This is a genomic window from Alkanindiges illinoisensis (assembly GCF_004377485.1).
Lineage (GTDB): Bacteria > Pseudomonadota > Gammaproteobacteria > Pseudomonadales > Moraxellaceae > Alkanindiges > Alkanindiges illinoisensis_A.
Genome location: NZ_SNTY01000015.1, coordinates 1 through 19,413, shown reverse-complemented (window position 1 = coordinate 19,413; position 19,413 = coordinate 1). Strand labels below are relative to the sequence as shown.

The 19,413-nt window shown below is 45.2% G+C and carries 15 protein-coding genes and 1 pseudogene; 11 read left to right on the top strand and 5 right to left on the bottom strand.

Going from position 1 to position 19,413, the window contains the following annotated elements:
* Positions 1 to 132 precede the first annotated feature (132 nt).
* From uvrB to proB, 7 genes are all read left to right on the top strand, one after another.
* Positions 133 to 2,253, top strand: a complete 2,121-nt coding sequence (uvrB, locus tag E2B99_RS05135) for an excinuclease ABC subunit UvrB (protein WP_276320931.1) — start codon at positions 133 to 135, stop codon at positions 2,251 to 2,253.
* 300 nt (positions 2,254 to 2,553) lie between these two features.
* Complete coding sequence (locus tag E2B99_RS05130; protein ID WP_240687743.1) at positions 2,554 to 3,087, top strand: lipocalin family protein; 534 nt, start codon at positions 2,554 to 2,556, stop codon at positions 3,085 to 3,087.
* Between the two features lie 461 nt (positions 3,088 to 3,548).
* Positions 3,549 to 3,707 carry a hypothetical protein gene (locus E2B99_RS14585; RefSeq protein ID WP_166738991.1) on the top strand — a complete coding sequence of 53 codons (159 nt, stop codon included), beginning with the start codon at positions 3,549 to 3,551 and terminating at the stop codon, positions 3,705 to 3,707.
* Positions 3,708 to 4,212: 505 nt separating this feature from the next.
* A complete protein-coding gene (locus tag E2B99_RS05125) occupies positions 4,213 to 5,673 on the top strand; it encodes a glyceraldehyde-3-phosphate dehydrogenase (RefSeq protein ID WP_134243891.1) in 1,461 nt (486 codons plus the stop codon).
* A gap of 168 nt (positions 5,674 to 5,841) precedes the next feature.
* The gene (locus E2B99_RS05120; RefSeq protein ID WP_134243890.1) at positions 5,842 to 6,180 is read left to right on the top strand and encodes a hypothetical protein; all 339 of its coding nucleotides are present in this window, start codon (positions 5,842 to 5,844) and stop codon (positions 6,178 to 6,180) included.
* Between the two features lie 145 nt (positions 6,181 to 6,325).
* On the top strand, positions 6,326 to 7,537 hold the full coding sequence (gene cgtA / locus E2B99_RS05115; RefSeq protein ID WP_134243889.1) for an Obg family GTPase CgtA: 1,212 nt from the start codon (positions 6,326 to 6,328) through the stop codon (positions 7,535 to 7,537).
* Between the two features lie 35 nt (positions 7,538 to 7,572).
* The gene (gene proB, locus E2B99_RS05110) at positions 7,573 to 8,706 is read left to right on the top strand and encodes a glutamate 5-kinase (protein WP_134243888.1); all 1,134 of its coding nucleotides are present in this window, start codon (positions 7,573 to 7,575) and stop codon (positions 8,704 to 8,706) included.
* A 10-nt stretch (positions 8,707 to 8,716) separates the two neighbouring features.
* Here the strand turns inward: proB and E2B99_RS14985 are convergent, their stop codons facing one another.
* The 3 genes from E2B99_RS14985 to E2B99_RS05095 all read right to left on the bottom strand — a co-directional run bounded on the left by E2B99_RS14985 (position 8,717) and on the right by E2B99_RS05095 (position 11,429).
* Entirely contained in the window at positions 8,717 to 8,842 is a 126-nt protein-coding gene (locus tag E2B99_RS14985; RefSeq protein ID WP_276320930.1) for a hypothetical protein, read from the bottom strand.
* 721 nt (positions 8,843 to 9,563) lie between these two features.
* On the bottom strand, positions 9,564 to 10,751 hold the full coding sequence (locus tag E2B99_RS05100) for a DUF1615 family protein (protein WP_134243887.1): 1,188 nt from the start codon (positions 10,749 to 10,751) through the stop codon (positions 9,564 to 9,566).
* A 201-nt stretch (positions 10,752 to 10,952) separates the two neighbouring features.
* The gene (locus E2B99_RS05095; protein WP_134243886.1) at positions 10,953 to 11,429 is read right to left on the bottom strand and encodes a pyridoxamine 5'-phosphate oxidase family protein; all 477 of its coding nucleotides are present in this window, start codon (positions 11,427 to 11,429) and stop codon (positions 10,953 to 10,955) included.
* A 317-nt stretch (positions 11,430 to 11,746) separates the two neighbouring features.
* Between E2B99_RS05095 and dusB the strand changes: the two genes are divergently transcribed.
* Entirely contained in the window at positions 11,747 to 12,766 is a 1,020-nt protein-coding gene (gene dusB / locus E2B99_RS05090; protein WP_134243885.1) for a tRNA dihydrouridine synthase DusB, read from the top strand.
* A gap of 133 nt (positions 12,767 to 12,899) precedes the next feature.
* Here the strand turns inward: dusB and slyD are convergent, their stop codons facing one another.
* Both slyD and E2B99_RS05080 read right to left on the bottom strand, forming a co-directional pair.
* Positions 12,900 to 13,382 (bottom strand): peptidylprolyl isomerase, encoded by a 483-nt coding sequence (slyD, locus tag E2B99_RS05085; protein WP_134243884.1) that lies wholly within the window; start codon positions 13,380 to 13,382, stop codon positions 12,900 to 12,902.
* 167 nt (positions 13,383 to 13,549) lie between these two features.
* Complete coding sequence (locus E2B99_RS05080; protein ID WP_134243883.1) at positions 13,550 to 14,872, bottom strand: NAD(P)/FAD-dependent oxidoreductase; 1,323 nt, start codon at positions 14,870 to 14,872, stop codon at positions 13,550 to 13,552.
* A gap of 517 nt (positions 14,873 to 15,389) precedes the next feature.
* Between E2B99_RS05080 and E2B99_RS05075 the strand changes: the two genes are divergently transcribed.
* From E2B99_RS05075 to E2B99_RS05065, 3 genes and pseudogenes are all read left to right on the top strand, one after another.
* Entirely contained in the window at positions 15,390 to 17,114 is a 1,725-nt protein-coding gene (locus E2B99_RS05075) for a M61 family metallopeptidase (protein ID WP_134243882.1), read from the top strand.
* A 121-nt stretch (positions 17,115 to 17,235) separates the two neighbouring features.
* Positions 17,236 to 19,017, top strand: coding sequence for an AMP-binding protein (locus E2B99_RS05070; protein WP_134243881.1), 1,782 nt, complete (start codon positions 17,236 to 17,238; stop codon positions 19,015 to 19,017).
* 89 nt (positions 19,018 to 19,106) lie between these two features.
* Positions 19,107 to 19,413: pseudogene (locus tag E2B99_RS05065) on the top strand (transposase); the annotation flags it as partial.

Below are 19,413 nucleotides of genomic sequence, written 5' to 3'. Positions count from 1 at the left end.
ATATTACTCCAAGCTAATATTAATCCTAACATTGATACTCCATTACATTTAACAGTATTTATAGCCTTGATTTTTCAGTCTAAAGCCTTATTTATTAGTGTGATCTGGCTGAATATAAAGAGTTAAAATACAATGCGGGAACCAACCAAGATGCGCTCTTTGGATGAGCTGAACCATGTGGCAACCCAGATTCAGGAGCAGGCATTGCAACGCGGTGTCAATCTTTCTGGCACACAAGTATTGGATAAAACATTTGATTTAAAAACAGACTTTCAGCCTGCTGGTGATCAGCCGCAAGCCATTGAAAAACTGGTACGTGGCGTCAATGACGGTTTAAAAGGGCAGTTGCTGCTTGGGGTAACAGGTTCTGGTAAAACCTACACGATGGCTAATGTCATTGCACAAACTCAGCGTCCAACCATTATTATGGCGCATAACAAAACACTGGCTGCCCAGTTGTATGGTGAATTCAAGGCATTTTTTCCCAATAATGCGGTTGAGTATTTCGTTAGCTATTACGATTATTATCAACCCGAAGCCTATGTACCTTCAAGCGATACCTTTATTGAAAAAGATTCGGCAATTAACGACCATATTGACCAGATGCGTTTGTCTGCTACGCGGTCATTATTAGAGCGCCGTGATGCCATTATTGTAGCGTCTGTTTCAGCCATTTACGGTCTGGGTGATCCTGAAGCTTACCTGAAAATGCTGCTGCATATTGTGCAGGGTGACCGCATTGATCGTGATGCCTTAATTCGCCGTTTGGTAGAAATGCAGTACACGCGTAATGAGCTGGAATTTACCCGGGGTACGTATCGTTTGCGCGGTGAGATTCTGGATATTTTCCCGGCTGAATCCGAGCAAATGGCAGTGCGCATTGAAATCTTTGATGATGAAATTGATTCCATTCGCTGGTTTGACCCATTAACTGGCAAAATGGTGCGCAAAGTGCCACGCATCACCATTTATCCAAAAAGCCATTATGTCACGCCCAAAGAAAATCTGGAGCGTGCTGTTGGAACAATTAAGCAGGAACTGGCCGAACAACTGGAATTTTTCAAGTCGCAGGATAAATTGCTGGAAGCCCAGCGCATTGAGCAGCGCACCAAATATGATATTGAGATGATTCAGCAGTTGGGCTACAGCAACGGCATTGAAAATTACTCACGGCATTTGTCGGGCCGACCTGCTGGGGAAGCGCCGCCAACTCTTTTTGATTATGTACCGGAAGACGCACTGCTGATTATTGATGAATCGCATGTTTCGGTGCCGCAAATTGGTGCAATGTATAAGGGTGACCGCTCGCGCAAGGAAAATCTGGTGAATTATGGTTTTCGTTTGCCCAGTGCGCTGGATAACCGCCCCATGAAATTTGAGGAATGGGAACGGATTGCACCTGCTACCATTTTCGTAAGTGCAACGCCTGCGCGTTATGAGTTGGAACATAGCCAGCAAATTGTAGAGCAGGTCGTGCGTCCAACCGGTCTGGTTGATCCAGAAATTGAAATTCGTCCGGTGCTTACGCAGGTGGATGATGTCTTATCTGAAATTAATCTGCGCAAAAATATTAACGAGCGGGTGTTAGTCACCACTTTAACCAAGCGGATGGCTGAGGATTTAACCAGCTATCTAAAAGAATACGGCATCAAGGTAGCCTATTTGCACTCGGATATTGATACGGTTGAGCGGGTTAAGATTATCCATGAATTGCGTACCGGCGTTTATGATGTACTGGTTGGGATTAACCTTTTGCGTGAAGGTCTGGATATGCCGGAAGTATCCTTGGTGGCTATTCTGGATGCTGACAAGGAAGGCTTTTTGCGCTCGGATCGTTCACTTATTCAAACCATTGGTCGTGCAGCACGTAACTTGAATGGTAAGGCAATTTTGTATGCCGACCGCATTACGGATTCCATGCAGCGTGCCATTGAGGAAACCGAGCGTCGTCGTAATAAACAAATTGAATTTAATGAAAAACACGGGATCACACCGCGCAGTGCGATCCGTCAGGTGATCAAGGAAATTGATACCGGTGAGGTGTATGAGGAAGATGAAATTGATGCCAAGCTGCACAAGAATATTGCGCTCTCCGGAGATGACCAGCATTTGCTGGCTGATCCTAAACTGTTTGCCAAACACATCAAGAAGCTGGAAAGCGAGATGAACAATATGGCCAAGCAGTTGCAGTTTGAGCAAGCCGCGCGTATCCGTGATGAAATTACCCGATTAAAAGCGCAGTTGTTGTATTAATAGGCTGTATTTAGCTGCACAAATGATAAAAAAGCCGCTGGTTAATCAGGCGGCTTTTTTTATAAATGTTCGCTAAGTCATGGCATATTCAAAATTTTAAAACTTCCAAACCACTACAAAAAGCCTGCATGAGTTCATTGGATTTTTACAGCAGCTTGGCGTAAGGTTAAGCCAATCAATTTTCTACTATTTCTGGCTCAAATTTACTATTTCTTAACCTGTCCAGTGTATACATTGAGGAGAATTCATATGACCACTACCCATGTTGTGCCATCACATAAAATACTCAAGCGTGGTGCCATGGCTTTGCTGGGATTTGCAGTTTTAGGCTCGGTTGCCATTGCAGCACCAGCGAATAAACCGCAAACCGTAAGTCAGGTGGACCTAAACCGCTATCTGGGTAAATGGTATGAAGTTGCGCGCTTTCCCATGTATTTTCAGCGCAAGTGTGCCAGTGATGTCACCGCAACCTATGGCTTGCAAACCAATGGCAAGGTGTCGGTGCTTAACCAGTGTCGTAAGGCTAATGGAGAAAACATCGCATCACAGGGTGAGGCTACGCCGATAGACAAGAGTAATAGCAAACTTAAAGTTAGCTTTTTGCCACAGGGCTTGCGCTGGATTCCTTTTACCAAAGGCGATTACTGGATTTTAAAGCTGGATGACAATTACCAGACTGCCTTGGTTGGCGCACCCAACCGCAAGTATTTGTGGATTTTGTCTCGCACGCCAAATCTTGATGAGCAGACCTACCAGCAATATGTAGAGACCGCCAAACAGCAGGGTTTTGATACTAGCAAGCTGATACGTACACCGCACTCGCTCATTAATTAATTCATAAAATAAGCGCTTACTATTTTTTAAAAGAAATAGCTTATCTGCGCTTAAAGGTAAAAGAATAAAATTAATTTGCTTTAATATGCTGGTAGATTTAAAGCGCAATTAGTCCTTATACAAGCCATTAGTCAAAAACAATAATATAGACTGATGGCTAAAATCTTCTCTCAAACAGCTACTCTACAGTTATCTTCTATGTAACCAGCCTCTGATTTATTAACACAAGATGACTAAAGCCTGCGTTAGCTTTTATAAATTGCTGGTTTACTTATACATTTGAGTTTATTTTACACAAAAAATGCGGTAGCGCCATGTAGATTATTACAAGGCCGATTTATATATTTAAGTTGTGGTAACAGAGGTAATAACAAACATTGTTCTGCCCGTGGTTGGGGTGAAATGATGCAGTGCCAAGTCGTTATTGTGAATTAAACCTGAAAATAAATTGGAGAAATCTTATGATTAAGGTGACTATCCAGCCAAAGTCAGGACAGCTGGTTACCCGTACTTTTATTACGTTACTGGCTTCAGCAATTGATTTGGTAGAAGGATTTACCGCTACATACGCGCATGATGAACTAAAACAAAGTGATGAGCACAGCGGTTCAGCTTCCTAAGCCGTCTAAAGGTGCTGAGTTGCTTGGATCTGGTTTTAGATTGGTAGTTCATGCTGCTAATGCTGTATAAACAATAAATACCTGATAAACGCAGTAGCATCAGGTATTTATTGTTTTACCTAATTCTATACCTAACTAGAATGCACTTTATTAGACTTCTTTCACAAGTTGTACCAACTCGCCTTCGACAGGCTCAGGCAGCGTTGGTTGATCTTGTCGAAACCAGACTTATGCAAGAGATGTATTATTTATTTTCTAACTTTATAGCATAAAAATTTTCAAGCCTACCACTTTAAAGCTTGCCATTTCTTTATTGATGATCCAAATCCTGATAACCAATTCTATCAGTTTAAACCTTTATAAAATTTCAATATTGGAAGAACTTCTTGCTGTTTTATCCGTTGCCAACATTTTCAGGCAGGCAATTTTCCATTACAATATGCGCCTTTAAAACTTGCCTGCTGCTGTTACTGTGATGGCAGCCAACCCCAAAGAGGAAGCCTCCGTGAGCAAAGAGACCATCGTTGCCCTGCATAGCGAACATTTTGGCCGCTGGAAAAATCGCGAAGAAATTGCTGAACGCATGATTGCCTTGATCGGACAGCTTTACCGTGAAAAAGACATTATTATTACGGTATATGGTCGCTCACTGATCAACCGCTCTGTGATCCAGATTCTAAAAGCTCATCGCCGTGCACGCATGATTGCTGTTGAGCTGTCTGTAGTAGACACCATGCCTTTACTCGAAGCACTGGTAAAGTTTGACAACATTGCAAGCTGTGAAGTGGATTTGGGTAAGCTGGCTGCTGATTACAAGCAAAAAGGCGGCGACATCAATGAGTTTTTGCAAGCTGCTTTAGCACCAGTAGCAGGCAACAAGTGCGAACCAAAAACCAGAGACGTGGTTCTTTATGGTTTTGGCCGTATTGGTCGTATTCTGGCCCGTTTGATTATTGAGCAAACTGGTGTTGGGCGTGGCTTGAGCCTTAAAGCAATTGTGGTGCGCAAATCCAGTGAAAATGATCTGGCTAAGCGCGCTTCCTTGCTGCGTCGTGATTCCATTCATGGTTCATTTGAAGGCACCATTTCCATTGATGAAGAAAATGAAGCCATTATTGCCAATGGTAACTACATCAAGGTAATTTATGCCAGTAGTCCGGCTGAAGTGGATTACACCCAGTATGGTATTGACAATGCCTTGTTGATTGATAACACCGGCAAATGGCGTGATGCTGAAGGCCTTGCCCAGCACCTGAAATGCCCAGGCGTTGCCCGCGTAATCCTGACTGCACCAAGCAAAGGTGAAATGAAGAACGTGGTGTATGGCGTCAACCATAGCGACATCATTGATTCTGACCAGATTATCAGTGCTGCAAGCTGTACCACCAATGCCATTACACCAGTACTTAAAGTCATCAATGACAAGTACACCGTTGAAAATGGCCATGTAGAAACTGTTCACTCATTCACCAATGACCAGAACCTGATTGATAACTACCATAAGGCTGATCGTCGTGGCCGTGCCGCAACATTGAATATGGTCATCACTGAAACTGGTGCTGCCAAAGCCGTTGCCAAGGCACTGCCAGTTCTAAAAGGCAAGCTGACTGGTAACTCGGTTCGCGTACCAACGCCAAACGTGTCACTGGCAATTTTGAACCTGAATCTGGGGCAGGAAGTGTCTACTGAAGAAATCAATGAATATATCCGCTTGATTTCCCTGAACTCCAACCTGCAAGGTCAAATTGGCTATACCAACTCAACTGAAGTCGTATCATCTGACTTTATTGGTTCACGTACTGCTGGTGTGTATGATGCGCAAGCCACCATTACCAGTGGCAACCGTGTCACCCTGTATGTCTGGTATGACAACGAAGTAGGCTATAGCTGTCAGGTACTGCGCATTGCCGAGCAAATGGCAGGCGTAGTATATCCACATATTCCTGTGGATAGCGTTAGCGTATAAGCAGATTTGATCTGTTAGGAAAACCTGGCTTCGGCTGGGTTTTTTTATGCTGGTGTTATTCGTGCACTTACAATAAAAACTGGTTGATGATTGCTAAAGCAAGATAAGTTTAAGCTTATGTTAGTTGCTCACTTAATTAAATAATTCATCAAAAATCTGGATTTTTATATGCTAAATCAGTTTGTTAAAGCAATAGCTCTAATGATTGCTTTAAACCTTTTTACTCATGTGGCTAACGCTGCTGCCCCGGGGCATTATTATTTAAATGGCATTACCGAAGTAGGTTCCGAGTTACTTTTAAACCCTGATGGTCACTATCAGGCTGTCTTGATGTATGGCACTGTTGATCTGGAATCTAGTGGCATCTGGCAGCAATCCGGCAATTTAATTGAACTGCAAAGCAGTGAAACACAGCAAACCGTGTTCAAGGGCCTAAAACTGCTATTACAACAGGATAAACTGTATCCACAGGAAGCACCGCTAAGCACGGGTTACTATCAAAAGTAGCAGGAGCAGGTGTCTACAGCTGGCTCACACGGCTTTAGGAATAGAAGCCTAAAACAACTTCAAAAAACCTTAAGCAGCTTTTATACAGCTCAGGCCTAAACTATGGCATAATATTGTGCTTTTTTATCAGGTGGAGAATGTAGTCATGCGCTTTGTCGATGAAGCCGTAATTTCGGTACAAGCTGGGGACGGTGGCAATGGCGTGGCTAGCTTCCGCCGTGAAAAGTTTATTCCGTTTGGTGGCCCCGATGGCGGCGATGGCGGCAAGGGTGGGGATATTATTTTAGTTGCCGATGATGATGCCAATACACTGGTTGATTACCGTTATACCCGCAAGTTCCGTGCCGAACGTGGTAAAAACGGACAGGGTGCTAATTGTTCTGGCCGTGGTGGTGCAGATGTTGTGCTCAAAGTACCTGTCGGGACTACCGTGGTTGATGTCGCCAGTGGTGATGTGATTGGCGACATGATTGAAGACGGGCAGCGCCTGCTGGTGGCCTCTGGTGGTCAGGGCGGACTGGGCAATACTCATTTTAAGTCATCTACCAACCGCTCACCACGCCAATGTACCTCAGGGTCGCAGGGTGAAAGCCGTGAAATCCGCCTTGAGCTAAAAGTGCTGGCCGACGTGGGTTTACTGGGCATGCCCAATGCAGGCAAATCCACCTTTATCCGTTCGGTGAGTGCCGCCAAGCCCAAGGTGGCAGATTATCCATTTACCACGCTAGTCCCTAATCTGGGCGTGGTGGATGTTGACCGTCATCGTTCATTTGTGATGGCTGATATTCCTGGACTGATTGCCGGTGCAGCCGAAGGTGCGGGCTTGGGTATCCGGTTTTTGAAGCATTTGGCACGTACCCGAATTTTACTGCATATCATTGATGTACAGCCAGTCGATGGTTCTGATCCGGTAGATAATGCCAAAGCCATTTTAAATGAACTTAAAAAATTCTCACCGGCACTGGCAGAATTACCTGTGGTGCTGGTACTCAACAAACTGGATCAGATTCCTGAGGACACACAAAATGAATGGTGTACCCATATTGTAGCTGAGCTTGGCTGGACTGGACCAGTATTTCGCTGCTCAGGACTGACTGGTGAAGGCACACGTCAGATCGTCTACTACCTGATAGATCAGATCGAGCAGCAGCGCGAGCTGGAAGTAGAAGATCCAGATTTTGCACAGGCGCAAAAAGAGTTTCGCGAGCGTCTGGAACAGGAAACCCGCGAAAATTCACTGGCTGCCAAGGAAGCCTACAAGGAAGCCCGTCGTGCTGCGCGTCAAGGTGGCGATGACGACGATGATGACTGGGATGAATCTGATGAAGGCGGCATGGAAAATATTTACGTCCGATAACGAAAAAACCTGTTAATTTGATTTTGAGTGTATACATGTCGTTGTTACAACAAGGCAGTCAGCGTCAGCTTCAATGTAAACGCGTTGTCATAAAAATTGGATCGGCGCTGCTCACAGCCAATGGGCAGGGGCTGGATCATCAGGCCATTAATGCCTGGGCTGCCCAGGTTGCCCTGCTGCATGAACAGGGCATTGAGGTGATTCTAGTATCATCCGGTGCTGTGGCAGAAGGCATGGTGCGCATGAAAATTGGCGCCCGTCCTGATGATTTGCCGGGTTTGCAGGCCTGTGCTGCCATTGGGCAAATGGGATTGATTCAGGCATGGGCTGGCGCACTGGTTCAGCACCAGATTCAAACTGCTCAGGTCTTGCTGACTCATGATGACCTGGCTGATCGCCGCCGTTACTTAAACGCTGGTGATGCCTTGCTGCGCTTAATCAAGTGGCGTGTAGTGCCGGTGATTAATGAAAATGACACGGTTGCTACTGATGAAATCCGTTTTGGTGATAACGATACGCTGGCTGCCATGGTTGCCAGCCTGGTCGGTGCAGACCTGCTGATTATTCTTACCGATCAGGAAGGCATGTTTGACCGTGATCCGCGCAAGGATGCTAGCGCCACACTGTTATCTACCGTGCGGGCCATGGATGAAAGCTTGCTGGCCATGGCAGGTGGTGGCGGTGTGCTGGGACGTGGTGGCATGGTGACCAAAGTGCGTGCTGCACGGCTGGCGGCAAAGTCTGGCTGTCCAACCCTCATCACCAGCGGTCAAACCAGTAATGTCCTATTGCGCCTGATTCAGGGTGAGGCTTTGGGAACGCTACTGACAGCGGACGAAGACCGCATTACTGCGCGTAAGCAATGGCTGGCTGCGCATTTGCAAACAGCCGGACGTCTGGTGCTGGATAACGGTGCGGTTGAAGCCATTCAGGTAAAACACCGTAGCTTGTTACCTGTTGGCGTGCGTCAGGTTGAAGGTCATTTTGAGCGTGGTGATGTGGTGGAGTGCGTGAACTTAAATGGTGAGCGTATTGCTGTTGGGCGGGTAAATTTTAGCTCAGCATCAGCACGGCAGGTGATTGGCCAGCCCTCTGAGCGGGTGCATGAAATTCTGGGTGAAAACCGCTCAGTCGAAATGATTCACCGTGATCATATGGCAATTTATTAAACCTTAAAATTTATAGTTTAGCCTGATGCACTAGCATGCCTTGCAGCAATAAAAGCGGGTTAATGCGACTAAAACCAGCTTGCTGTAGCGCAGCATATTGTTCTTCAATGGTCATATAAAGCTGGTCATTGTGCATGCCTTGGATACCATCAGGGTCAATACCTGCATAATGATCACATACCAGAAAAATGCCATTTGCTTTTAAAACCTGTTGAACCTGCTAAAATAAATTAACCGCATAGCATTTATGGCGTAGCTCATGCACAGCCTGCATGGTGACAATCACATCAAATTTTCCTAAGCCTGCTGTCCAGTTGTCATCCTTAAAGCTGCACTCAATAAATTGTACTTTGTCAGCACTGGCTCCCAGTCTTTCCTACGCGAGTTGATGCATGGCTGCTGAGAAATCCAGCGCAACGTATTCACTAGCTGGAATAATATCGAGTACATGCTGTGCCAAAAATCCCGGCCCGGAGCCCAGTTCCAGAATGCGCGGATTGGAGATTGGATAGTAAAGGATGTCAGTACTAAAACTATTAAAAAAATCAGTACGCGCTGGCCGTTTTTGCAGGGCAGAATCAGCCTATACTGTGGCATCACTCATCTGGCGTAAATCTATGGGGCTTGCAACATCAAGGTTCTGGGGCATGGCTATTAGTTATAAATTAGGTTTTTATGTGTGCAGTTATAGCTTACAGGTTGGAAAGATCCAATCACTTATTAAGTGCTTTATCCTTAAAATAATTATTAAATTCATAAATAAACAGAAATAAGAAATATTCAGCCAGAATTTAAACCATCAACTCCTAACTGATAAAAGTAAATGCTTATGATGAGTGAGTAAAGTCTATTCATGATTAGGATAGTTTAAAACCCAGACGCTTGCCACGGCTAACACAGCGATTGTAACGCTGGTTTACTTTGCTGGCGTACCAGTTGGTATTGTAATCACGGCTTAGCTTGGGGCCAGAAATAACCACTTCCGGCATAATGGCATACGGTGCATCTTTCTTGGTTTTTTCCTCGTATAAAGCCACCACTTGCTGATAAGTTTTGGTTTCTTCAAATTCCTGCTGCTTTTCTTTTTTTAGGTCACGCCGGATATTCTTGGCATCCAAGGCAATATTTTTTTCCAAAAATAACTGGGCCAGGGCAGTTTCAGTGGCTGTTGGCTCTGAGATAACATCGCCATCTTTATTATAGGACAGCAAGTCACCATCAAGACTGAGTTCCTGCTTTGATAGTTTGTTCACCATTTGCTGAAATGCTGCATTGCGGCTGGAATAGATGCCTGAGTTATAATCCGCAAACCGGTAAATTGGCTTGTCATAGTGGGTTGGATAGGTCATCAAGCGATGAATACCATAGTATAGGCCACCGTACTGGGTATACAGGTCATCACGGATTTTATGGATGTTGCTGCCACTGCGTGAGTTTTCAACGGCATAATTAATATGTACCTGCATGGAGCCTAAAGTGGTAATGGGATTAAAGGCTTCCTCAATATCCTGTCTGGCAATAATACGTGCAGCGCTGGTCACCAGATTAATCTTGTATTGTCTGGTATAAAACTCAAACATCTGCCGATAAAGTTCGTCCAGTTCACGCTCGGTTTTTACGCGCTCAAGCTGCATTAAAAAATTATCGTCAGGCGAGGGCTGCTTGGCCAGCATATCATTGAAATAGCCTGCCATTTTTTTACCCAGCTTTTTTTCAAGGCGCTCATTCATTTCCTTGACGGCTTTTTTGCCCAAATTGGGCACAGCGGGATCAGCTACAAAATTGGATTCCTGATCCACTACGGCCACAATGGAACAGGTATTACTTAGATTGCGCTCAATTTCCAGCTCATCCATGATGGCGTGGACATCATTGGCCCAGGCCATGCGGTTGGTGGTGGCTGGAATAAGTTTATAAATATGTTTGGTATCCAGAATCATGTGGCTCTGGCTTTCACTTTCTTCAGTCTGAGATTGGCAGCCGGACAGGGCAAATGCGCCAACTAATAAGGCGCCAGTAATTTGGCCAATAACACGCGTAGACATGATGTATTTCAAAAAAAACGAGGCAGGCGCCAGTATGCCATAAGTTGAATTTGTAACCAATTATATCCAAATACTTTAACTGTATTTTTGTATCGCAACTTTTAAATTGCTCATACATGGAATAGGTTTAAATAAATAAAAAGTCCGGCAAGGATCAGCCGGACTCTAAAAACATGCCTCAATAAAGCGCATGATTTTATTTTACAGTTTAACACCTTTCGTTTCGCCCAGTTTGGCCGTATCACCTGTAATGGCAGCTTTGGCCATTTTAATAATGCTGACTACACGGCCTGAGCCTTCCCAGTATTGAGCGCCATTACTTGTTACTTTAATCAGCTGAATATTCGGGTCTTCTTTGCCTTGCTCAAAAAAGGCATTGTAACCATCGTTCCAGAGTTCATCCAGTTTGGCTTGATCAGTCACCAGTTCAGCAGTGCCATTAATGGACACATAATTATGGCCTGCAGGATCGCTATAGCCCAAGTTAACCTGTGCATTGCCAGGAACACTGCGCACCAGATCAGAATCCTTGGCCCCAATAAACCACACAGTACCATTAAATTCTTCATCTTGCGTGGTCATAGGTGCAGAGTGAAGATGGCCTTCATGGTTAACAAAAGTTACCATGGCAAATTTGATACCGCGAATTAATTCTGCAATTTTAGTGATGTCAGACATTGCTATACTCCAGGTTTATGGAAACCATAAAATTATGATTTAAAAACATCGTTAGAAACCTAACAGACTCTTTTCTTAAAAATCAGTTTCCTTAAAAATCATTCTTTTTAAGAAATGCGCATTAAGCTGAGCCATTAAGTCCAATCTTTAAGTCTCAGTATCCTGACAATTTTTTATGTAGGGCTAAAGCACTCTTGTGTGCCTGTGTTGTAAGAAGTTTTGCGGCAACCGTACAAAACCTGCTGTTTTGTTGCTGGTTTTTTATTTGCAGTAAGATATTGCTATGATATAGGCCGTTTAAATCCAGATTGTTCATTATGCAGATTGGCCCATATCGTCTAAAAAACAACCTTATTGTGGCCCCGATGGCGGGCGTTACTGATCGTCCATTCAGAACCTTATGTAAATATTTTGGGGCAGGTCATGCGGTGAGCGAAATGATGACCTCAGATAAAACTTTGCGCATGAATAAAAAAAGCCTGTATCGCGCCAATTTTGATGGAGAGATTGCTCCGATTTCAGCACAGATCGCAGGCTCTGACGCGCAGCAAATGGCCGAGGCGGCACGTTATCAGGTGGCCAATGGGGCGCAAATTGTTGATATCAATATGGGATGTCCGGCAAAAAAAGTGTGCAACAAGTTGGCGGGTTCAGCTTTATTACAAAATGAAAGTCTGGTGGCCGAAATTCTGGATGCGGTGGTTGCAGCGGTTGATGTGCCAGTCACCTTAAAAACCCGGCTTGGTTTTTGTAATGGTGAAGAAAATATCCTGCGTGTTGCCAGACGTGCAGAGCAGGCAGGTATTGCTGCACTGGCAATCCATGGCCGTACCCGGGAAGATATGTATACAGGTGCGGCCCGTTATGCGTTGATCGCACAGGTCAAGCAGGAAATTACCATCCCAGTAATTGCCAATGGCGACATTGACAGCCCGCAAAAAGCCAAAATGGTACTGGAACAAACGGGTGCCGATGCCATTATGATTGGCCGAGCAGCACAGGGCAGACCGTGGATATTTCGCGAAATTGCACATTATCTGGACACGGGAGAGTTCCTGCCCCCCCCAGATATTCTGGAAGTTAAAAATGTACTGCTGGAGCACTTGCAGGAGTTGTATGCCTTTTATGGCGAATATTCTGGCTGCCGGATTGCACGCAAACACATTGCCTGGTACACCAAGGGCTTAAAATCCAGTAATGAGTTCCGGCAGGCCATGTATCAGGTGGAATCAACCCACGAGCAGGCGCAAGTGGTGGCACGCTATTTTAATCAATTGCTGGAGCAGGGTGAACGCCTGCAATACAGTGAAGCGGTAAATCTGCTGGAGGGCTATTAGGTTTATAAGACGATAGTTATAAGCAAATTAATGCAGCATGTTGTGATAAACACCAGATATAAAAAAGCCGCTTTAATTCAGGTAAAAAGCGGCTTTTTAATGTCTAAATCAACTTGGCTGATCTAGGCAGTGCTTAGTGGTGATGACCACCAGCACCATGAACATGACCATGATCCAGCTCTTCTTGAGTGGCTGGACGAATATCAACGATTTCAACGTCGAAATTCAGGTTCTGGCCAGCCAGTGGATGGTTGCCATCAACAAAAACGCTTTCGTCATTCACATCTTTAACAGTAACGATTTGGATGCCATCGTCTGTTTGAGCCTGAAACTGCATGCCGGCCTGAATGTCATCAACACCCTGGAACATGTTGCGTGGAACTTCCTGCACCATCTCAGCGTTATATTCACCGTAGCCTTCAGCAGCAGGAACATTGACGTTCAGTTTGTCACCAACATTTTTGCCGGTTAACGCATTTTCCAGACCTGGAATAATATTACCAGCGCCATGCAGATATACCAGTGGCTGGCCTTCGGACTTGTCAATCACAGTACCGTTTTCATCGGTCAGGGTATAATGAAATGATACGACCTGATCATTTTGAATATCAGCCATGTCAATTTTTCCGTTTTAAATAAAAAGTTGCATAATAATAACCTGTTTTAGCGGGTTATTTTGTTTTTTTAATGCAATCGTTCATTTATTAACTGTTTCAGGCAGCCTCACTTTAGTCACAATCAAGGCACTAAAATGAGGACAGGGTTGTAAGTTATTCACACGGATCAATGCAGCTTAAGGCGTGGGCCGGATGAGCGGGACAAAAGGTCTTTGGTCATCAGCACCGCTGTTTTGAAAAAGCCGTGAATGGCGACCTGATGCAAACGGTACAGTGATACATACATCAGGCGGGCAATAATGCCTTGTACGTTGATGTCACCCATCAAGTTACCCACACTGTTCTTCTGGCTTAAAGACACCAGTGAGCCTTTGTCGGTAAATTTAAAATGTGGAAGCGGCTGGCCTTTTAGTCGTGCCTTCATTGATTTCGCCAACAGGATGGATTGCTGGTTGGCCACTTGTGCACGTGGCGGTACTGGACGGCTTTCACCTTCAGGAATATAGCTGGCACAGTCACCCATGGCAAAAATATCCGGATCCAGCGTGGTTTGTAGGCTAGGGCCAACTACCAGTTGATTAATACGATTGGTTTCAAGGCCAGCAATATTCTTTAAAAAATCCGGAGCCTTGATTCCAGCAGACCAGACTTTCAGGTTTGCTGGAATCTGAATATCCCCATCGCATTCAATAGCATTTTCAGTAATGGCCACCACACGCCGGCTGGTCATGACATTAATGCCCATTTTTTTCAGTTCACGTTCGGCAGTATGGGAAGTCTGTGGAGGCAGGCCCGGTAAGATGCGCTCGGCAGCTTCAATCAGGTTAATATTGACATTGCGGGGATCAATACTAGTTAAGCCGTAACGTGGTAACTCGTGCGCCGCATGGTGCAATTCGGCGGCAAGCTCAACGCCAGTTGCCCCGGCGCCAATAATGGCAATGTTTAAAAATTGCGGATTCTGGTCAGACAACGAGCGTGCCTGTGCCTGCAAATAAAGGCTTAAAAATTCACGCTGGAAGCGGTCTGCCTGCGGGCGGGCGTCCAGAAAAATGCAGTTTTCCCGTGCGCCTCTGGTGCCAAAGTCATTGGAGGTTGAACCCACAGCCACCACCAGCGTGTCATAACGTACCCGGCGTTCCGGAGCAATGACAACATTTTCGCCATTACTTAACGGCTCAAGAATAACCTGCTTTTGTTCACGGTCAATATCGCACATGCGGCCTAGATGAAACTCAAAATGATGCTTGCTGGCATGGGCAAAGTAGTTGAGTTCATCTTCATAGGAATTGATGGTTCCGGCAGCCACTTCATGTAGCAAAGGCTTCCAGATATGGGTCAGGGTCGCATCAATCAGGATTACTTGTGCCTGTCCATGCTTGCCGAGTGACTGGCCTAAACGGGTAGCCAGTTCAAGGCCGCCTGCACCACCGCCAACAATCACAATCCGGTGCAGGTGAGGTTGTCCGCTTGGGTTTAACTGTTTCATTGATCTGCTCTCAAGGCTGCTTAAAATAAAACTTAAAATTCGTTAAGACTTAAAATGCTTTAAAGCGTGCTGCATTGTCTCATTGCTTTAGAGTAAGAGTAGGGCGACTTGAAATCAGGCAGGTGTGCTACGTGTGTATTTTAAGCACTTGAATAATCGTTAACGCTTGCCTGATTCAGCCATAGCACCAATAACAGTAAATAGGATGATCTGTTTCGAGTATGCCATAAGCGTTAAAGCAAGCTGCATGATTTGTCTGACAATTTTCCCCACCATTTACACGAGCCACTTTTTAGGCCTTATTAATATGTTTTGAGCTTGAAACAACTCGACTAATTTTTGAGCATTGCACTGTCATAATTTTGCCTTTTTTGATCAGGCGGAGTAAGGTATTTACTGGAATGCTGTGTTTTGGCTGGTGATGGTTTTCACTGTAATCGGGGTGATGAGGGTCTGCCAGCTTGTATTGCAGCATTGTCAGGCTATTTTTAATTTCTCCCAGAGTATGCAGGTTGCCATGATTTATTACACCTTGTCTTTTGCGCAGTACTATCAGCATTTGATTCAGGTAAAAGTCAGGTTTAAGGCACAGGCACAGCAAAAAATCTGGCTGCCCACCTGGATTCCCGGCAGTTATCTGATCCGTGAATTTGCCAAACATATTGAATCGGTTAAGGCGCTGCATGTCGGCACGGGTGAAGCAATCAAGCTGCACAAGCTCACCAAGAACCAGTGGCAACTGCAAAATACGCAAGCTGATGAAATTGAAGTCAGCTATCAGGTATACGCCTATGATTTGTCGGTGCGGGGAGCTTATACCGATGATGACCGTTTGTATGTCAATCCGGCAGCTGTCTGTATTGGTGTAGAGGGGCAGGAAGACAGTGCCATACAATTGCAGCTGGATGTGCCTAAGACTTTAAGCCGGTTTGAACTGGTAACCAGTATGCCGGTTGTTGAGGCCAGCAATACTACATATATCTTAAATGCCATAAATTATCATGAGCTGATAGACCAGCCTTTTGAGCTGGCAGAACAAACCTGCATTTCTTTTGACATCGAAAATATCACGCACCGGATTGCCATTTCTGGCCGTCATCAAACTGACCTAAAACGACTGGCTGCTGATCTGGAAAAAATCTGTGCAGCGCAGATTCGCATGTTTGGCGAAGCACCGTTTAAAGATTACCTGTTTATGGTGATGGCAACGGCCAACAGCTATGGCGGGCTTGAACATCAAAGTTCTACCAGTCTGATTACCCCACGGGATGATTTGCCAAAATCTAGTGAACCTGCCAAACCCTCAGTCAATTACCAGCGCTTTTTAGGGCTGTGTAGCCATGAATATTTTCATGCATGGCTGGTTAAATTTATCCGTCCGCACAATTATGTAAAGCCCAACCTGCATCAGGAAGACTACACCACGCTGTTATGGGTTTTTGAGGGAATCACCTCTTATTATGATGACCTAATGCTATATCGCAGCGGTGTTATAGACCAGAATGCCTATGTAGATCTGCTTAGGGATCAGATCAGCCGTTACCTCAGCAATCCGGGCCGCCAGATTCAAAGCGTGGCTGAGTCCAGTTTTGATGCATGGATCAAGTATTACCGTCCCGATGAAAACACCAATAATGCAGGCACTAGCTATTACAACAAAGGTGCATTGGTTGCATTGTGTCTGGATTTAACTTTAAGACAGCATGGTAGCAATCTGGATTTGCTCATGCAGGCCTTGTATCAGCGTGCCAAAAATGGCCAGCATGTGGATGAGCAAACCCTGCCGCAACTTTGCCAGCAGCTAACGGGTCATTCACTCACCGAGTTTTTTGATAACTATGTAGAGGGCACAACTGAGTTACCCTTACAACAATTACTGGCCGAGTTTGGCATTAGCCTGCACATCGAACACAAGGTGTGGCCACTAGGCCTGAAAGTACAGGAAAATCCGCAGGGCCTAATCGTACAGCAGGTACTACGTGATTCAGCAGCAGCACAGGCTGGACTATCCTGTCAGGATATTATTATTGCCTTAAATGGTCTAAAGGCCAGCACAAGCTTGTTACAGCAACTGGGCAACCATACCAATACTGCGCCACACATTACCTGTCATGCGTTTCGGCGTGATGAGCTAAAAGTTCTTGAGATTCAGGGCCGTGGTTCTATGACCTCGGCTGCAAAATTGCTGATTGAAGATAAAAACCGTTTGAGTCAATGGATTGATCACCCGGCTAAATTGTAATTACTGTTAAATTGTAAGTATTGTTGCCCTGCCGCAAAAGTAAATGGCAGGGCAAGCCTAAATCACGTAAATTAGAGAAATAATTAAAACAATAGTTTGATCACAACGGGATGACAGTCAAATGCCTAAGCAAGTTCATGTCTTGAACCATTTAAAATTATCTAAACCCGAGCACCTAAAACAATTCAAGTTGCAGGAACATGAGTCGTGGAGCAGTTTTGACAGCTTGTATCAGGGCCGCAAAATGCCCATGCAGGACTGTAGTTTCCTTGACTATTTTGATGACATGGTTAACCAGTTTCCTACGTCGTCGGCCATTACTATGGATGGCTGCACGTTAAACTATGCCGAGCTGTCTTTTAGTGTGGATGCACTGGCTACCTGGTTTTTAGAGGACAGTACCATTAAGGCAGGTGACCGGGTGGCACTTTATTTGCCCAATAGCCTGTCTTATATCATTGCAATACTGGCCGCATGGCGTGCGCAGCTTGTGGTGGCCAATTTAAATTTTTTGCCGGAAGTGGATTATACCCTGCATCAGTTGCAGGATTCCAGTGCCAAGATTCTGGTTACTATTCCAGGGTTTTTGCCGCAAGTTGAAAAAATGCTATTGGAAACCAGCATTCGCCATATTATTACCACGCACACCGATGACTATTTAGATGTGCTGGGCCGCATTAAAACCTGGCTGTCACCGCGTAGATGGATTTCACAGTGGCGTGAAGACAACACAATTATTCGTTATGTGCGTTTGCGGCAAATTTTTAAAAAAACCGTCAAAAAACACTATGAGTGGCCACGCCTAAATCTGGATGATCTGGCGATTATTCAATACACCAGTGGCACCACCGATATTCCGATGGGTGCTGCACTTTCACACCGAAATTTGTCCAGCAATTATCAGCAGGTCAAACAGATTTTAAATGGCATTGTCACGCCGGAAAAATGCGGTTTGTGCCCAATTGCCTTGCAGCATATTGTCGGGATCAGCTTTTGTCTGATGCTGCTGTCCGGTGGCGCGCATGTGGTTCTTACCCGGCCATCAGAGCTGTTGCACAAGGCCAAGTATCTGCAAAATCACCAGTTTGACCTGATGGCAGGTATTCCTCACCTGTATGAACAAATCCTGCAACAGGATGCCACTCGCCATTTGGTTAAAAAAATGGAATTGTACATGTGCGGCGGCAGTTTCGCCAGCCGTAAGCTGCAACAACAATGGTGTGAATTAACGGGCCGCTATTTGTGCGAAGCCTATGGCTTAAGTGAAACTGCACCATTGATCAGTATTAATCCGCCACAACGCATCCGTGCGGGAACAGTGGGTGTAATACTGCCCAATACCGAAGTGTGTGTGGTGAGCAACAAGCAAAAGCCTCTGGGTTTTAACCAGCCCGGCGAGCTGTGGGTCAGGGGGCCACAGGTGATGCGTGGCTATTGGCATCAGCCTGCGGCCACCCAGCATGCCATGACTTATGATGAATGGTTTAAAACCGGTGATCTTGTTTCCATCTCTGAGGATGGCTTTATTACCATGCTGGAGCGTGAGACAGATACTTTCTGGTGGAAGGGTCAACTGATGTTCCCACAGGAAATAGAACAACAGATATACCAGCATGAAGATGTGCTGGATTGTACCATCGTGCAGGAGCTGGATGACCCGGCAGCACCAGTGCGCTTGATGGTAGTAGCCAAGAAAGGTCTTACACCCGAACGGCTGAAGGAGTTTATTGCAAGCCGCCTGCACTACGGTTTTTTACCATGCAGTATTGAATTTGTCGATCACCTGCCACGTGGCCCCATGGGAAAGATATTTCGCCGATTATTACGCCGACGTGCTGTGGCAGGCGTCAACGCTGCACCGGATCGATTTGCCGATTCAGCAGAAACTGACCAGCCTAATTGAGCCAGTAGCCTAGGGCGTGTCCTCATTTGAAGAATTGGTTTTAAATACTTAAAATCTTCCTTTGAGTTATTTTCATTTCTATATTTTCAATGGCACGTACTCTTCTTACCGATGATATCTGGCAGCAAATTCAAGATACTATGCGATTACATGGTTGCTACTGTTCAAAAAACAGTAGAAATATCATGGAAGCGATCTTATGGAAACTGCGTACAGGCGCCACATGGCGTGATATTCCTCAAGAATTTTGTCCTTGGCAAACTGCTTACAATCGTTTTAATCGCTGGGCAAGCAAGGGATTATGGGATAAATTTTTTTTAGATTACGAGGCGTCCTGGATCAGGAATGGGTATTCATTGACGGAAGCTACATACGCGTGCATCAACATGCAAGTGG

Excerpts from the sequence above, each read along its gene's own strand:
- cgtA (WP_134243889.1), top strand. The coding sequence starts at position 6,326 with ATGCGCTTTGTCGATGAAGCCGTAATTTCGGTACAAGCTGGGGACGGT.
- E2B99_RS05120 (WP_134243890.1), top strand. The coding sequence starts at position 5,842 with ATGCTAAATCAGTTTGTTAAAGCAATAGCTCTAATGATTGCTTTAAAC.
- E2B99_RS05095 (WP_134243886.1), bottom strand. The coding sequence starts at position 11,429 with ATGTCTGACATCACTAAAATTGCAGAATTAATTCGCGGTATCAAATTT.
- proB (WP_134243888.1), top strand. The coding sequence starts at position 7,573 with ATGTCGTTGTTACAACAAGGCAGTCAGCGTCAGCTTCAATGTAAACGC.
- slyD (WP_134243884.1), bottom strand. The coding sequence starts at position 13,382 with ATGGCTGATATTCAAAATGATCAGGTCGTATCATTTCATTATACCCTG.
- E2B99_RS05080 (WP_134243883.1), bottom strand. The coding sequence starts at position 14,872 with ATGAAACAGTTAAACCCAAGCGGACAACCTCACCTGCACCGGATTGTG.
- E2B99_RS05130 (WP_240687743.1), top strand. The coding sequence starts at position 2,554 with ATGGCTTTGCTGGGATTTGCAGTTTTAGGCTCGGTTGCCATTGCAGCA.
- E2B99_RS14985 (WP_276320930.1), bottom strand. The coding sequence starts at position 8,842 with ATGCACAATGACCAGCTTTATATGACCATTGAAGAACAATATGCTGCG.
- E2B99_RS05075 (WP_134243882.1), top strand. The coding sequence starts at position 15,390 with ATGATTTATTACACCTTGTCTTTTGCGCAGTACTATCAGCATTTGATT.
- uvrB (WP_276320931.1), top strand. The coding sequence starts at position 133 with ATGCGGGAACCAACCAAGATGCGCTCTTTGGATGAGCTGAACCATGTG.
- dusB (WP_134243885.1), top strand. The coding sequence starts at position 11,747 with ATGCAGATTGGCCCATATCGTCTAAAAAACAACCTTATTGTGGCCCCG.
- E2B99_RS14585 (WP_166738991.1), top strand. The coding sequence starts at position 3,549 with ATGATTAAGGTGACTATCCAGCCAAAGTCAGGACAGCTGGTTACCCGT.
- E2B99_RS05070 (WP_134243881.1), top strand. The coding sequence starts at position 17,236 with ATGCCTAAGCAAGTTCATGTCTTGAACCATTTAAAATTATCTAAACCC.
- E2B99_RS05100 (WP_134243887.1), bottom strand. The coding sequence starts at position 10,751 with ATGTCTACGCGTGTTATTGGCCAAATTACTGGCGCCTTATTAGTTGGC.